General features: G+C 60.1%; 16 protein-coding genes. 14 read left to right on the forward strand and 2 right to left on the reverse strand.

The genetic code is table 11. The features are described from left to right. Positions 1 to 91 precede the first annotated feature (91 nt). Positions 92 to 1093, reverse strand: coding sequence for an HWE histidine kinase domain-containing protein (locus CHB75_RS03560; RefSeq protein WP_089269147.1), 1002 nt, complete (start codon positions 1091 to 1093; stop codon positions 92 to 94). 688 nt (positions 1094 to 1781) lie between these two features. Between CHB75_RS03560 and rpsL the strand changes: the two genes are divergently transcribed. The 10 genes from rpsL to CHB75_RS03610 all read left to right on the forward strand — a co-directional run bounded on the left by rpsL (position 1782) and on the right by CHB75_RS03610 (position 9858). Then, complete coding sequence (gene rpsL, locus CHB75_RS03565) at positions 1782 to 2153, forward strand: 30S ribosomal protein S12 (RefSeq protein ID WP_005621086.1); 372 nt, start codon at positions 1782 to 1784, stop codon at positions 2151 to 2153. A gap of 12 nt (positions 2154 to 2165) precedes the next feature. Beyond that, the gene (gene rpsG, locus CHB75_RS03570) at positions 2166 to 2636 is read left to right on the forward strand and encodes a 30S ribosomal protein S7 (protein WP_089269148.1); all 471 of its coding nucleotides are present in this window, start codon (positions 2166 to 2168) and stop codon (positions 2634 to 2636) included. 24 nt (positions 2637 to 2660) lie between these two features. Continuing rightward, positions 2661 to 4784 (forward strand): elongation factor G, encoded by a 2124-nt coding sequence (gene fusA / locus CHB75_RS03575; protein ID WP_089269149.1) that lies wholly within the window; start codon positions 2661 to 2663, stop codon positions 4782 to 4784. A gap of 84 nt (positions 4785 to 4868) precedes the next feature. Beyond that, the gene (gene tuf / locus CHB75_RS03580) at positions 4869 to 6044 is read left to right on the forward strand and encodes an elongation factor Tu (RefSeq protein ID WP_089269136.1); all 1176 of its coding nucleotides are present in this window, start codon (positions 4869 to 4871) and stop codon (positions 6042 to 6044) included. Positions 6045 to 6195: 151 nt separating this feature from the next. Next, on the forward strand, positions 6196 to 6504 hold the full coding sequence (gene rpsJ, locus CHB75_RS03585; protein WP_047995998.1) for a 30S ribosomal protein S10: 309 nt from the start codon (positions 6196 to 6198) through the stop codon (positions 6502 to 6504). Between the two features lie 14 nt (positions 6505 to 6518). Beyond that, the gene (rplC, locus tag CHB75_RS03590) at positions 6519 to 7331 is read left to right on the forward strand and encodes a 50S ribosomal protein L3 (protein ID WP_089269150.1); all 813 of its coding nucleotides are present in this window, start codon (positions 6519 to 6521) and stop codon (positions 7329 to 7331) included. Next, complete coding sequence (rplD, locus tag CHB75_RS03595; RefSeq protein ID WP_089269151.1) at positions 7328 to 7945, forward strand: 50S ribosomal protein L4; 618 nt, start codon at positions 7328 to 7330, stop codon at positions 7943 to 7945. The genes rplC and rplD overlap by 4 nt, the downstream gene beginning before the upstream one ends. After that, entirely contained in the window at positions 7942 to 8238 is a 297-nt protein-coding gene (locus CHB75_RS03600) for a 50S ribosomal protein L23 (RefSeq protein ID WP_089269152.1), read from the forward strand. Before rplD ends, CHB75_RS03600 begins: the two co-directional genes overlap by 4 nt. A gap of 231 nt (positions 8239 to 8469) precedes the next feature. Continuing rightward, positions 8470 to 8988: a GNAT family N-acetyltransferase gene (locus CHB75_RS03605; protein ID WP_425439485.1), complete on the forward strand. Its 519-nt coding sequence runs from the start codon at positions 8470 to 8472 to the stop codon at positions 8986 to 8988. A 141-nt stretch (positions 8989 to 9129) separates the two neighbouring features. After that, positions 9130 to 9858, forward strand: coding sequence for an NYN domain-containing protein (locus CHB75_RS03610; protein ID WP_089269153.1), 729 nt, complete (start codon positions 9130 to 9132; stop codon positions 9856 to 9858). A gap of 3 nt (positions 9859 to 9861) precedes the next feature. Here the strand turns inward: CHB75_RS03610 and CHB75_RS03615 are convergent, their stop codons facing one another. Then, positions 9862 to 10479, reverse strand: coding sequence for a TetR/AcrR family transcriptional regulator (locus CHB75_RS03615; RefSeq protein ID WP_089269315.1), 618 nt, complete (start codon positions 10477 to 10479; stop codon positions 9862 to 9864). A 163-nt stretch (positions 10480 to 10642) separates the two neighbouring features. On the opposite strand from CHB75_RS03615, the gene mbfA reads away from it, so the two are divergent. The 4 genes from mbfA (at position 10643) to CHB75_RS03635 (ending at position 13988) form a co-directional block, all read left to right on the forward strand. Continuing rightward, positions 10643 to 11617 (forward strand): iron exporter MbfA, encoded by a 975-nt coding sequence (gene mbfA, locus CHB75_RS03620; protein ID WP_089269316.1) that lies wholly within the window; start codon positions 10643 to 10645, stop codon positions 11615 to 11617. 82 nt (positions 11618 to 11699) lie between these two features. Next, on the forward strand, positions 11700 to 12629 hold the full coding sequence (locus CHB75_RS03625) for an AEC family transporter (RefSeq protein ID WP_089269154.1): 930 nt from the start codon (positions 11700 to 11702) through the stop codon (positions 12627 to 12629). Between the two features lie 76 nt (positions 12630 to 12705). Next, positions 12706 to 13536: an S-formylglutathione hydrolase gene (fghA, locus tag CHB75_RS03630; protein WP_089269155.1), complete on the forward strand. Its 831-nt coding sequence runs from the start codon at positions 12706 to 12708 to the stop codon at positions 13534 to 13536. Beyond that, positions 13533 to 13988, forward strand: a complete 456-nt coding sequence (locus tag CHB75_RS03635) for a YaiI/YqxD family protein (RefSeq protein WP_089269156.1) — start codon at positions 13533 to 13535, stop codon at positions 13986 to 13988. The genes fghA and CHB75_RS03635 overlap by 4 nt, the downstream gene beginning before the upstream one ends. Positions 13989 to 14032: the final 44 nt, after the last annotated feature.

Consider the following 14032-nt stretch of genomic DNA (forward strand, 5'->3'; position numbering starts at 1 on the left):
AAAACACCTCAAGGAGGCGCATTCTTGTAATTCGGCTATTCTCGCGGCTGAGGCCAAGCCGTGAAGCTCATCCCGGTGGTGGTTGCCGCGGTCAAACCGGCATCGACCTTTCAGGAACCGACAGGCGATAGACAAAGCTTTCCGCGCTGAATTCGCGCACCGCTTCGGCCTGCAACTGGCGCGGCACGATCGTGTCGAGGATCATGGAACCGAAGCCGGAACGCTCTGGCTCCTTCTCCACCAGAATTCCGCCTTCGCGCCATTCGAGATCGTAGCCGGACGGTCCGATCCTGTTCCACTTGATTGCCAGACGGCCTTCCGGGTTTTTGAGCGCGCCGTATTTGACCGAATTCGTGGTCAGCTCGTGCACGGCCAGCGTCAGGATCTGCGCCTCGTCCGCAGTCAGGTGGATTTCCCCGCCCATCATGTCGATCTGACCGGCGTCGGCCTCGAAGTGGTCGGCCAGCTGGCGCGACAGGATCGATTCGATGGTCATGCGGTCCCAGTTGTTGCCGGTCAGATAGGAATGGGTGCGGGCCAGGGCCTGCAAGCGTCCCTCGAACCGATTCAGGAAATCCGGCAGGTCATCTGCATTGTTCGCCGTCCGCCGTGCTATGACGGACACCAGACTGAGGATATTGCCCACCCTGTGCTGCAACTCTGCGGCAATGGTCTCCTTCAGCCGCTCGGCCTTGACCTCCTGGGTGACGTCCAGCGCCTTCTGGATCATGAAACGGATTTCGCCGTCCGGACCGGGAACCGGGTGATGGATGCTGGTCCACCAGATCTCACGCATTTCCGGGCCGTCCGGGGTATCAATCGGGATCGAAAACGGAATTTTGACAAGACTGTTCTTTTCGCCATTCAGCGCCTTTTGAAACGCCCCGCGCAGCATTTCCAAGCGTTCGGGTTCTTCTGGGAAGGCGTCAAAAACGAATTTCCCTCTGAGTTCCTCCATGCTGCGCTGGACGACATCCAGATAAGAGTCGGACGCGGTGACGATCTTCATATCCCGGTCCAGCACAAGGCAGGGCGCCGGGACGTGCTTGAATACCTGCACGAAATCCAACATGTCGGCTGATGTGTCGCGCATGATCTTCCTCTTACAAAAGCCGTTGGGCGCAGAAGATTGATACAACCAGAAATGAACATATACGGCAAGCTGTCACCCACCAAAGGTTTCGCTTTGTACGGTTAAATCGCTGATGACCCCACGTCGCGTTGGCGCGGGTAGCAGTGTGTCTCGGCAGGGCGCCCCTAAGGTTGCGCCAGAGGTGATCATGCCAGTCCGTAGTGCGCGATGGGCAGGGATAAGGGGATGCCCGCAAATGCGCGCAGGACATCTTTTGTAGATCCGTGAAACAGTCATCCGAGGCGACGGGCACTATGGTCGCTACAGCTGAATGATGGTATATATAACAGGGAAGAAAATCGCAGTGTCATTGAGCGAAAGCAAGTATGCGGTGCTGTTGACAACCCCTGCGACTCCCCATATACGCCCGCTATCTCGGAGACGGGATGCATTGCATCCGACGTCCGATCTACAGAACTGAAGCGGTCAAGATCCGGGCCTAATCGCCCCGATCCTCTGGAAACCCCCGCGTCGTTCCCGCAATTGGGGAACGCATGCGGTTTTTTGCGTCGCACGCTAACGTGACGTGTCAATGTCGTGCACCCGATGTGCACAAAGGTGACTTGCGGACGCGCAAGGCGCTGTAACTGAAACCCGCACGGGGCAACTCGTGCACCACATATGTGAGCTACACGGGGAAAGAACCGGAATGCCAACGATCCAACAGCTGATCCGCAAGCCGCGGCAGCCGAAAGTCAAGCGCTCGAAGTCGATGCACCTTGAGCAGTGCCCTCAGAAACGTGGCGTGTGCACACGCGTCTACACAACCACGCCGAAGAAGCCGAACTCGGCCATGCGGAAAGTCGCCAAGGTCCGTCTGACTAATGGCTTCGAGGTCATCAGCTACATTCCTGGCGAAAGTCACAACCTTCAGGAACACTCTGTGGTTCTGATCCGTGGCGGTCGTGTAAAAGACCTTCCCGGTGTGCGTTATCACATCCTGCGCGGTGTTCTGGATACCCAGGGCGTCAAGGACCGCAAACAGCGTCGCTCCAAGTATGGCGCGAAGCGTCCGAAATAAGAGGGTATTTAGATGTCACGTCGCCACGCAGCCGAAAAACGCGAAGTCCTGCCCGATGCCAAGTATGGTGACCGGGTTCTGACAAAGTTCATGAACAACCTGATGGTTGACGGCAAGAAGTCCGTCGCCGAAAGCATCGTCTACAACGCGATGACCCGGGTTGAAGACAAGATCAAGCGCGCACCCATCGAGGTGTTCCACGAAGCGCTCGACAACATCAAGCCGAGTGTCGAAGTTCGTTCGCGCCGCGTCGGTGGTGCCACCTATCAGGTGCCCGTCGAAGTCCGCATCGAACGTCGCGAAGCACTGGCGATCCGTTGGCTCATCGATGCCAGCCGCAAGCGCAACGAGAACACGATGGAAGAGCGCCTTGCAGGCGAGCTTCTGGACGCTGTCAACTCGCGCGGGTCTGCCGTGAAGAAGCGCGAAGACACACACAAGATGGCCGACGCAAACAAAGCGTTCAGCCATTACCGCTGGTAACCCATAAGTCAAAGGACCGACCCAATGGCACGCGATTATCCCCTTCAGCGCTACCGGAACTTCGGGATCATGGCCCACATCGATGCGGGCAAGACCACGACGACCGAGCGTATTCTCTTCTACACCGGAAAGTCCCACAAGATCGGCGAAGTCCACGACGGCGCCGCGACAATGGACTGGATGGAGCAGGAGCAGGAACGCGGTATCACGATCACTTCCGCCGCGACGACCACTTTCTGGCAGCGCCAGGAAGATCCGACCGTTGAAGGGACGTCCGACACCAAGTACCGCTTCAACATCATCGACACTCCCGGCCACGTCGATTTCACCATCGAGGTCGAGCGTTCGCTCGCCGTTCTCGACGGCGCGATCTGCCTGCTGGACGGTAACGCCGGCGTCGAGCCGCAGACCGAAACAGTCTGGCGTCAGGCCGACCGTTACAAGGTTCCGCGGATCGTCTTCGTCAACAAGATGGACAAGATCGGTGCTGACTTCTTCAACTGCGTGAAGATGATCAAGGACCGTACCGGTGCCATTCCTGCGCCCATCGCGCTGCCGATCGGTGCCGAAGACAAGCTCGAAGGCATTATCGATCTGCTGAAGATGGAAGAGTGGGTTTGGGAAGGTGAAGACCTGGGCGCGTCCTGGGTTCGTAAGCCGATCCGTCCCGAGCTTCAGGACATGGCCGACGAATGGCGTGCGAACCTCATCGAGGTTGCCGTCGAAGTCGACGACGAAGCGATGGAAAAGTACCTTGATGGCGTCATGCCGGACGAGGCGACTCTGCGTAAGCTGATCCGTAAGGGCACACTGGAACTGGCGTTCGTGCCGGTCGCCGCTGGTTCCGCGTTCAAGAACAAGGGCGTACAGCCCCTCCTGAACGCCGTGATCGACTTCCTGCCGTCGCCGCTGGATGTGCCCGCCTACATGGGCTTCTCCCCTGATGACGAGACCGAGACACGTAACATCGCGCGTCACGCCGATGATTCCGAGCCTTTCTCGGGCCTTGCGTTCAAGATCATGAACGACCCTTTTGTTGGTTCGCTGACATTTACCCGGATCTATTCGGGTACGCTTAAAAAGGGCGACGGGATCCTGAACACGACCAAGGGCAAGAAAGAGCGCATCGGTCGTATGATGATGATGCACGCCATTGATCGCGAAGAGATCGAAGAAGCGTTTGCTGGCGACATCATCGCGCTTGCGGGTCTCAAGGACACCACAACTGGTGACACCCTTTCGGACGCGCAGCACCGTGTTGTTCTGGAAACGATGACCTTCCCCGATCCGGTCATCGAGATCGCAGTCGAGCCCAAGACCAAGGCCGACCAGGAAAAGATGTCTGCCGGTCTGGCCCGTCTGGCCGCCGAAGACCCCTCGTTCCGCGTCGAGACAGATCTTGAGTCCGGTCAGATCATCATGAAGGGCATGGGCGAACTTCACCTCGATATTCTGGTTGATCGTCTCAAGCGTGAATTCAAGGTCGAGGCCAACATCGGTGCCCCGCAGGTTGCTTATCGCGAGACAATCGATCGTGAAGTAGAGCATACCTACACCCACAAGAAGCAGTCGGGTGGTTCGGGTCAGTTCGCCGAGGTCAAGCTGATCATCTCGCCAACAGAGCCGGGCGAAGGTTATTCGTTCGAATCCAAGATCGTTGGTGGTGCTGTTCCCAAGGAATACATCCCGGGCGTCGAAAAGGGTATCAAGTCGGTGATGGACTCCGGTCCTCTGGCAGGCTTCCCCGTGATCGACTTCAAGGTCCAGTTGATCGACGGCAAGTTCCACGACGTCGACTCTTCGGTTCTGGCCTTCGAAATCGCCGGTCGCATGGGCATGCGTGAAGGTATGCGCAAGGCTGGTGCCAAGCTGCTCGAACCGATTATGAAGGTCGAAGTGGTGACACCGGAAGAGTATACCGGCAACGTGATCGGCGATCTTACATCCCGTCGTGGCCAGGTGACTGGTCAGGAAAGCCGCGGCAACGCCGTTGCGATCGCTTCGATGGTGCCGCTGGCCAACATGTTCGGCTACATCAACAACCTGCGCTCCATGTCTTCGGGCCGCGCGCAGTTCACGATGCAGTTTGACCATTACGATCCGGTTCCGCAGAACATCTCGGACGAGATCCAGAAAAAATTCGCATAACGGGATGGCGGGGTGAACCCCGCCCTACCCACCACTACGTAGGGCGGGGGCTACCCCGCCATCCAGGAAAGACAGGAGGCCATCATGGCAAAGGCAAAGTTTGAACGTAACAAGCCGCACTGCAACATCGGCACGATTGGTCACGTTGACCACGGCAAGACGACGCTGACAGCTGCGATCACCAAGTATTTTGGTGACTTCAAGGACTACGACCAGATCGACGCAGCGCCGGAAGAAAAGGCTCGCGGGATCACGATCTCGACAGCACACGTCGAGTATGAGACCGAAAACCGTCACTACGCGCACGTTGACTGCCCCGGCCACGCCGACTACGTCAAGAACATGATCACCGGTGCGGCGCAGATGGACGGCGCAATCCTGGTTGTGAACGCGGCTGACGGCCCGATGCCCCAGACGCGCGAGCACATCCTGCTCGGCCGTCAGGTCGGTATCCCGTCGATGGTCGTCTTCATGAACAAAGTCGACCAGGTGGACGACGAAGAACTGCTCGAGCTGGTCGAAATGGAGATCCGTGAGCTCCTTTCGATGTACGACTACCCGGGCGACGATATCCCGATCATCGCAGGTTCGGCTCTGGCCGCCCTCGAAGGCCGTGACGCCAACATCGGCGAAGACAAGATCCGCGAACTGATGGCGGCAGTCGACTCCTACATCCCGCAGCCCGCACGTGCCGTGGACCAGCCCTTCCTGATGCCGATCGAAGACGTTTTCTCGATCTCGGGTCGTGGTACGGTTGTGACCGGTCGTATCGAGCGTGGCGTTGTAAACGTCGGCGACGAACTGGAAATCGTGGGCATCCGCGACACCAAGAAGACCACCTGTACCGGCGTTGAAATGTTCCGCAAGCTGCTGGATCGCGGGGAGGCGGGCGACAACATCGGCGCGCTTCTGCGTGGTATCGAGCGTGAGGGCGTTGAGCGCGGTCAGGTTCTGTGCAAGCCGAAGTCGGTTCTGCCGCACACCAAGTTCGAAGCCGAAGCTTATATCCTCACCAAAGAGGAAGGTGGCCGTCACACACCGTTCTTCGCGAACTACCGCCCCCAGTTCTACTTCCGTACAACGGACGTGACCGGCACGGTTATGCTACCCGAAGGCACCGAAATGGTAATGCCGGGTGACAACCTGAAGTTCAACGTCGAGCTGATCGCACCGATCGCGATGGAAGACAAACTGCGCTTCGCCATCCGCGAAGGCGGCCGCACTGTCGGTTCCGGCGTCGTCTCCAAAATCATCGAGTAAGGCGTCTCCCGGGTGCGCGTCACAGCGCACCCACGGAACCACCCCTCGTTAGGTGTGCAGCCTTTGCGCACCTCAGAAATACGGGTTCGATGAGGGGGCAGGATGATCCTGCCTCCTCCTCTCAACTCAAACGCCGCGAAAGGCCAAGATCATGCAAAGCCAGAACATTCGCATTCGGCTCAAGGCTTTCGACTACCGCGTCCTGGATGCCAGCACGCAGGAAATCGTTAACACAGCCAAGCGGACAGGTGCCGCAGTACGCGGGCCCATCCCGCTTCCGAACAAGATCGAGAAATTCACTGTTCTGCGTGGACCCCACGTAAACAAGAAATCCCGTGACCAGTTCGAAATCCGGACGCACAAGCGTCTTTTGGACATCGTTGATCCGACCCCCCAGACCGTGGACGCGCTGATGAAGCTCGACCTCGCCGCTGGTGTGGATGTCGAGATCAAGGTTTAAGGGAGCAGATACAGATGCGCTCTGGAATCATAGCAAAGAAAGTCGGCATGACCCGGCTTTTCATGGAAGACGGCAAGCAGATCCCTGTAACCGTTCTTCATGTCGATAACCTTCAGGTCGTGGCGCAGCGTACAGCTGATGCACACGGATACTCGGCTGTTCAGCTGGGTACCGGCACGATCAAGGCGAAAAACGTAAGCCAGGCGATGCGCGGACACTTTGCCGTCGCCAAGGTAGAACCCAAGCGCAAGGTCGCTGAGTTTCGCGTTGCTCCCGAGAACCTCATCGCCGTTGGCGAAGAGATCACGGCCGACCATTACTTTGAAGGTCAGTACGTGGACGTTTCCGGGACCTCGATCGGTAAGGGTTTCGCCGGTGCCATGAAGCGGCACAACTTTGGCGGCCTGCGCGCCTCGCACGGTGTCTCCGTGTCGCACCGTTCGCACGGTTCGACCGGTCAGTGTCAGGATCCGGGCAAGGTTTTCAAAGGCAAGAAAATGGCCGGCCACATGGGTGCCGCCAAGGTAACGACGCAGAACCTGCAAGTGGTCAAGACCGATGCCGAGCGTGGCATCATCATGATCAAGGGCGCTGTGCCGGGCTCCAAGGGTGGTTGGGTGACAATCAAGGACGCGGTCAAGAAGCCGACGCCCGAGAACGTCATTCTGCCCGCAGGCCTGCGTTCCGCCGCTGAAGAAGCCAAGAAGATGGCCGAAGAAGCAGCCGCAGCAGCAGCAGAAGCAGCAGCCGCAGCAGCCGAGGCAGCAGCGGCAGAGGCAGCCGCAGCAGCAGAAGCCGCAGCTGAGAAGAAGGAAGGCGACGAATGAAACTCGACGTGATCAAACTTGACGGCGCGACTGCCGGATCGGTCGAGCTGGGAGACGAGATCTTTGGTCTCGAACCCCGCGCCGACATCCTGCACCGTGTGGTCCGCTGGCAGCGTAACAAAGCGCAAGCCGGTACACACTCGACGCTGGGCCGCTCTGAAGTGTCCTACTCGACCAAGAAGATCTATCGCCAGAAGGGCACCGGCGGCGCACGCCACGGCTCCCGCAAGGCACCGATCTTCCGCTCGGGTGGTATCTACAAGGGTCCGACGCCGCGCAGCCACGCACACGAACTGCCCAAGAAGGTTCGCGCGCTGGGTCTGAAGCACGCCCTGTCGGCCAAGCTGAAGGAAGGCTCGCTCATCATCATCGAGAGCGCCGAATCCGATGGCAAGACAGGCGCACTGGCCAAGCAGATCAAATCGCTTGGTTGGAAGCGCACGCTGATCATTGACGGCGCCGCCGTGAATGAAGGCTTTGCCAAGGCCGCCGCAAACATCGAAGGTCTGGATATCCTGCCGTCGATGGGTGCAAACGTCTATGACATCCTCAAGCGTGACACGCTCGTGCTCACCAAAGCGGGTGTCGAAGCACTGGAGGCTCGTCTGAAATGAGCGCGAAAGCAGAACATTACGACGTCGTCCGCAAGCCGATCATCACCGAAAAGTCGACCATGGCGTCGGAAAATGGTGCGGTCGTGTTCGAGGTGGATATCGCTGCCAACAAACCCCAGATCAAGGAGGCCGTAGAGGCTCTCTTTGGTGTGAAGGTCAAGGCCGTGAACACCACGATCACCAAGGGGAAGGTCAAGCGGTTCCGCGGCCAGCTGGGCCGTCGCAAAGACGTCAAGAAGGCCTATGTGACCCTGGTTGAGGGCAACACAATCGACGTGACCACCGGTCTCTGAACTGGTCGAACGTTGGAAGAATCAAACCCCGGCTGCGAAAGCGGCCGGGGTTTTTCGTTCTAAAGATTTTAGTAGAATTTCAACATAAACGTATTGGAGTGCGTTTTAATCGGCCATTCGGGCGGGGCGATGCGTCGGGTGGTCACCTTGCCCCCATGAGATGAGCTGCCTTGCGTGCCGTGACTGGCGGACGTAGTCATGCCACTGACAAGAGCGTCCGGAGTTAACACAATGGAAAACCTCATGCAGGACGTCATGATCAGGACCTTTCGGAGCGGGGACGAAGCGGCGCTCTGGTCGCTGCTGGAACCGGTGTTCCGGGCGGGCGATACCTATGCCATCGACGCGGACATCTCGCGCGAGGCTGCGCTGGCCTACTGGTGCGGGCCGGGGCGCGTGGTGCATATGGTCGAAATCGCCGGAGAGGTGGTGGGCAGCTATTATCTGGTGCGCAATCAGGGCGGCGGCGGGTCACATGTGTGCAACTGCGGTTTTGTCACCGGACCGGCGGCGCGCGGCAAGGGCATCGCGCGGGCGATGCTGGATCATGCGCTGACTGCGGCGGCGCGGGCGGGGTTCCGGGCGATGCAGTTCAACTTTGTCATTTCGACCAACACCCGGGCCATCGACATCTGGCAGCGTGCCGGATTCGAGGTAGTGGGCCGTCTACCGGGGGCGTTCCTGCACCCGGTGCAGGGATATGTGGATGCGCTGGTGATGTTTCGCGGGCTGGGTGATATCGCGCCCTGACCCCGGGGGGCGGGCGCGGCGTCTTTTCATGCCGACTACGCACCTGCGGCGCTGCCGCGCGCCTTGCCACCGGGGCGGGGTGATCCATTTGTAAGAATGTGCGGACTCCGTCAGGGTGCCGCCAAACCGAAAGGAGCCGAAATGGCCGATGTGAACCGATCCCCGCTGCTTGCCGTGCTGATCGATGCCGATAATACCTCGCCCAGATATGCCAAGGCCATTTTCGAGGAAATCGCGAGCCTTGGAGAAGCCTCGGTCCGGCGGTGTTATGGGGACTTTTCCAGCCCGCAGATGTCGGGATGGTCCAAGGTGCAGGCCGAATTCGGTCTGGTGCCGCACCACCAGCCGGCCAATACCGTCGGCAAGAACGCCAGCGATATCGCGCTGGTGATCGATGCGATGGACCTGATGCATTCGGGTCGGTTTGACGGATTCGTTCTGGTCAGTTCGGACAGTGACTTCACCCGCCTTGCCAGCCGGGTGCGTGAACAGGGGTTGGACGTGTTCGGCATGGGTATGCAGAAAACTCCGGACGCCTTTCGCAAGGCCTGCAAGCGGTTCATCTATCTTGAGAACCTTGAAAGCCTCGAGACCCCGCCCGGAAGCGGCGGCAGGGCCACCACGCCACGTCAGCCGACGCGCAACCTTGATGAGGTGCGCAACCTGATCTTCAAGGCGATGGACGCGATCGAGCAGGAGGATGAGTGGTACACGCTGGGCCAGCTGGGCCAGTTCATGATATCAGCCAATCCCGATTTCGACACACGCACCTATGGCAAGCGCAAGCTGAGCGATATCGTGGCCGAGCTGAAGGTGTTCGAGACGCGGCGCAGCACTGGCAATCAACTGCTGGTGCGGCGGGTCGACTGACGTTCAGACGCCGTAGCGGGCCATGAAGGTGGCGATGGCGCCATCGACGACACGGGCCTTTTCGGCCTTGGTAAAGCTGGTGCTGATCCCGAAAACCAGCCGGGGCCAGATGTCGGATTTGCACAGTTCGGCGAACTGGTCCGCCGCCAGCGCACAGTCACTGACCCGCAGTTCGCCACGGTCGGCGGCTGCCTGGATATAGTCGGTGATGGCGCCGTGCACCTTTTTGGGGCCGCTGTTGTAAAAGGCGCGCCCCAGTTCGGGAAAACGATCCGCTTCGGCGACGCAGATGCGAAAGATCCGCTGCCCCATGTCCGACAGGATAAAGCCCAGAAAACTGTTTCCGATCTGGGGCAACACGATGCTGGGCGGCTGCGACATGTCGATGGTGTGCAGGGCCTCATCGGCCTGAAGCGCGCATTGCGTGTTGGCGACTTCCATGAAGAGCAGTTTCTTGTCGGGGAAGTAGCTGTAGAGCGTCGCCTTGGACACGCCGGCCGCGCGGGCGATATCGTCGACCGATGCGCCTTCGAATCCGTCGCGCATAAAGATTTCACGCGCGCCGTTCAGCACCTGATCGAATTTGCGGCCCCGACGGACCTTTGCAGCGGGTGCTGTCATGATTGTCCGTTCCCCTTCGCTCTTGTCCATATAAACTGGTTGGTTCAGTTTGGGCAAGCAGCCAGCAAGGTTAACGGCAGGACGTCCGGCCCCGGAGAAGTTCGGGATTGAAGAAGTGCGCGGCCTTGTTAAGCTGGAAATAGTCCAGAAATCGGGAGCGATCATGTCATTTTTCACTCAACGCCGCCGGTTCAGAGACCTGTCAGAGCAGGAGGTCCTCGCCCTCGCCATCTCGTCCGAGGAGGATGACGCGCGAATTTATCGCAGCTACGCCGAAACGCTGCGCGCCGAATTTCCCGATACGGCGCAGGTGTTTGACGGCATGGCGGTCGAAGAGGATGGCCACCGGCAGGCGCTGATCGAATTGCACCGCGCCCGGTTCGGAGAGGTGATTCCCCTGATCCGGCGCGAACATGTGGCGGGATATTACGCGCGCCGTCCGGTCTGGCTGATCCAGAACCTTGGGATCGAGCGGATCCGCGACGAGGCAGAGGCGATGGAAAGCGACGCCGAGCGGTTCTACACCGAGGCGGCGAAGCGCAGCACCGATGCCGCGACCCGCAAGCTTTTGGGCGATCTGGCTGCGGCAGAGGCGGGGCATCAGGACCGGACCGGCGCGCTGTCGGCGGAACATCTGGCACCGGACGCCCGCGCATCCGAGGATCGCAATGCCCACCGCCAGTTTGTGCTGACCTGGGTGCAGCCGGGGCTGGCGGGGTTGATGGATGGCTCTGTCTCGACCTTGGCTCCGATTTTTGCGGTGGCCTTTGCGACACAGAATACCTGGACGACGTTTCTGGTGGGGCTGGCGGCAAGCGTCGGCGCGGGGATTTCGATGGGGTTCACCGAGGCCGCGTCGGACGACGGCGAATTGTCGGGCCGGGGTTCACCGCTGAAACGCGGCATTGCCGCCGGGGTGATGACGGCACTTGGCGGGTTGGGGCACGCGCTGCCCTACCTCATCCCGCATTTCTGGACGGCGACGATCACCGCCTTTGTGGTGGTCTTTATCGAGCTTTGGGCCATCGCCTGGATCCAGAACCGGTACATGGACACGCCGTTTTTCCGCGCCGCCTTTCAGGTGGTTCTGGGGGGTGCGCTGGTCTTTGCCGCCGGGGTTCTGATCGGGTCCGGCTAAGGGGGGACGTCGTGCCTGTGTAAAGGCGGCCCGCCGCATGCTTGGCGATTGACGGTTCCGCTGGGGCTGCTAACTAGTTCTTATGCTGGAAATTTTCCTTAGAACCCTGCCCTTTTTCGCGCTGATCGGCCTTGGTTACGGGGCCGGGCGGACGCATTTTTTCAGCGAAGCGGCCACGGCCGCGCTGACCCGGTTCGTGTTCTACTTCGCGCTGTCGGCGATGCTGTTCCGGTTTTCCGCCAATCTGTCGATTGCCGAGATATTCGATGCCCGGCTGGCCATGGCCTATCTTTGGGGCACGGCCTTTGTTTATGGCATCGCCACGGCGGTGGCCTTTCTGCGCGGGCTGAACGTGGAAACGGCGGCGATCGAAGCGCAGTGCGCGGCCATCGGCAATACCGGCTTTCTTGGGGTGCCGATGCTGGCGCTGTTGCTGGGCCCCGAAGCGGTCGGGCCGATCATCCTGGTGCTGAGCATCGACATGATCGTGTTTTCGTCGCTTCTGGTGATCCTTGTCACCGGGTCGCGCGACGGGCGAATGTCATTTGGAATGCTGCGCACGGTGGGATTGGGGCTGGTGAAGAACCCGATGATCGTGTCCATCCTTCTGGGGCTGTGTGTTTCCGCCAGCGGGATGCCGATCCCTGTTCCGGCGAATGATTTCCTTGAGACACTGGGCAATGCGGCGACGCCCGGCGCGCTGTTTGCCATTGGCGCGTCGCTGGCCAGCAAATCGGCCGAACGGATGCAGATCGCGGGCTGGCTCAGCTTTTGCAAGTTGATCCTGCATCCGCTGTTCGTGGCGGCGGGGGCCTTTCTGTTCTTTCCTGTCACGCCGTATCAGGCGGCGGTTGTCGTTTCGGCCGCCGCCCTGCCGGTTGCGGGCAATGTGTTCATCCTGGCGCAGCATTACGGGGTGGCACCGCAGCGCGTTTCGGCGACGATCCTGATCTCGACCGCGCTCAGCATTGTGACCGTGTCGGTGTGGATCGGCTGGGTGACGGGCAGCTGACTGCGCCGCAAGTCGGGGTTGCCGCAGGGCCGGGCCTGCTTTAGCCCGGGATGCAAATCCAGAGGGAGGTTTTGACATGAAGACAGTTTCCGAGAACCGCTGCTACGGGGGCACCCAAGGCGTCTACAGCCACGCGTCGACAGCGACGGGCGGCGAGATGACCTTTGGCCTGTTCCTGCCGGAAGAGGCGCAGCTGGGTGAGGTGCCGGTGCTGTGGTACCTGTCGGGGCTGACCTGCACCCATGAGAACGCGATGACCAAGGCGGGCGCGCAGGGCTGGTGCGCCGAGCAGGGCATCGCGCTGGTCTTTCCCGACACCTCTCCGCGCGGTGACGACGTGGCCGATGACGAAGCCTATGATCTGGGCAAGGGCGCCGGTTTCTACGTGAACGCGACGCAGGACCCCTGGAAGCCGCATTTCAAGATGTGGGATTACATCTGCGACGAACTGCCCGCACTGCTGGGCGCCGAATTCGCGGTGGATCTGGAACGGCAGTCGATCACCGGGCATTCGATGGGCGGCCATGGCGCGTTGACCATCGCGATGGCGAATCCGGGGCGGTTCAAATCAGTTTCGGCCTTTGCGCCGATCGCGAACCCGACCAAAAGCGACTGGGGCCGCAAGCAGCTGGGTGCCTACCTTGGCGCGGATGAAAGCACATGGGCCAAACATGACGCATCGCTGCAGATGCGCGACGTGGGCTTTGACGGGCCTGTGCTGATCGATCAGGGCAGCGCGGATCAGTTCCTGCAACTGCTGAAACCCGAAACGCTGGCCGAGGCCATGGCGGCACGTCGGCAGGAGGGGCTGTTCCGCATGCAGAAGGGGTATGACCACAGCTATTTCTTCATGTCGTCCTTCATGGAAGATCACGTGACCTTTGCCGCCGAGGCACTTTACGCGTGACAAAGCTCTACATCGACGCCGATGCCTGCCCGGTCAAGGATGAAGCCGAGCGGGTGGCCACGCGCCACAAGGTGACGATGTATCTGGTCTGCAATGGCGGGTTGCGCCCTCCGCGCAATCCGCTGGTCGAACTGGTGATGGTCCCCGACGGGCCGGACGTGGCGGACATGTGGATCGCCGAACGCGCCGGACCGGGCGACGTTGTGGTGACCGGGGATATTCCGCTGGCCGCGAAATGCGTGGCGGCGGGTGCGCGGGTGCTGAAACACAACGGCGAAGCGCTGACCGAGGCCAACATCGGCGCACAACTGGCGATGCGGGATCTGATGACCGATCTGCGTGCGGCGGACCCCTTTCGTCAGGGCGGCGGCAAGGGGTTTACAAAGGCCGACCGGTCCCGTTTTCTGGAAGCGCTGGAGCGCGAAATACGCGGCGCGCTTCGGGTGGGCTGACGCAAAACTTTCGTGAAAAGTTTTGCCAAGACTTTTATCTAAAA

The organism is Puniceibacterium sediminis (assembly GCF_900188035.1).
Taxonomy (GTDB): domain Bacteria; phylum Pseudomonadota; class Alphaproteobacteria; order Rhodobacterales; family Rhodobacteraceae; genus Puniceibacterium; species Puniceibacterium sediminis.

Excerpts from the sequence above, each read along its gene's own strand:
- CHB75_RS03560 (WP_089269147.1), bottom strand. The coding sequence starts at position 1,093 with ATGCGCGACACATCAGCCGACATGTTGGATTTCGTGCAGGTATTCAAG.
- rpsL (WP_005621086.1), top strand. The coding sequence starts at position 1,782 with ATGCCAACGATCCAACAGCTGATCCGCAAGCCGCGGCAGCCGAAAGTC.
- rpsG (WP_089269148.1), top strand. The coding sequence starts at position 2,166 with ATGTCACGTCGCCACGCAGCCGAAAAACGCGAAGTCCTGCCCGATGCC.
- fusA (WP_089269149.1), top strand. The coding sequence starts at position 2,661 with ATGGCACGCGATTATCCCCTTCAGCGCTACCGGAACTTCGGGATCATG.
- tuf (WP_089269136.1), top strand. The coding sequence starts at position 4,869 with ATGGCAAAGGCAAAGTTTGAACGTAACAAGCCGCACTGCAACATCGGC.
- rpsJ (WP_047995998.1), top strand. The coding sequence starts at position 6,196 with ATGCAAAGCCAGAACATTCGCATTCGGCTCAAGGCTTTCGACTACCGC.
- rplC (WP_089269150.1), top strand. The coding sequence starts at position 6,519 with ATGCGCTCTGGAATCATAGCAAAGAAAGTCGGCATGACCCGGCTTTTC.
- rplD (WP_089269151.1), top strand. The coding sequence starts at position 7,328 with ATGAAACTCGACGTGATCAAACTTGACGGCGCGACTGCCGGATCGGTC.
- CHB75_RS03600 (WP_089269152.1), top strand. The coding sequence starts at position 7,942 with ATGAGCGCGAAAGCAGAACATTACGACGTCGTCCGCAAGCCGATCATC.
- CHB75_RS03605 (WP_425439485.1), top strand. The coding sequence starts at position 8,470 with ATGGAAAACCTCATGCAGGACGTCATGATCAGGACCTTTCGGAGCGGG.
- CHB75_RS03610 (WP_089269153.1), top strand. The coding sequence starts at position 9,130 with ATGGCCGATGTGAACCGATCCCCGCTGCTTGCCGTGCTGATCGATGCC.
- CHB75_RS03615 (WP_089269315.1), bottom strand. The coding sequence starts at position 10,479 with ATGACAGCACCCGCTGCAAAGGTCCGTCGGGGCCGCAAATTCGATCAG.
- mbfA (WP_089269316.1), top strand. The coding sequence starts at position 10,643 with ATGTCATTTTTCACTCAACGCCGCCGGTTCAGAGACCTGTCAGAGCAG.
- CHB75_RS03625 (WP_089269154.1), top strand. The coding sequence starts at position 11,700 with ATGCTGGAAATTTTCCTTAGAACCCTGCCCTTTTTCGCGCTGATCGGC.
- fghA (WP_089269155.1), top strand. The coding sequence starts at position 12,706 with ATGAAGACAGTTTCCGAGAACCGCTGCTACGGGGGCACCCAAGGCGTC.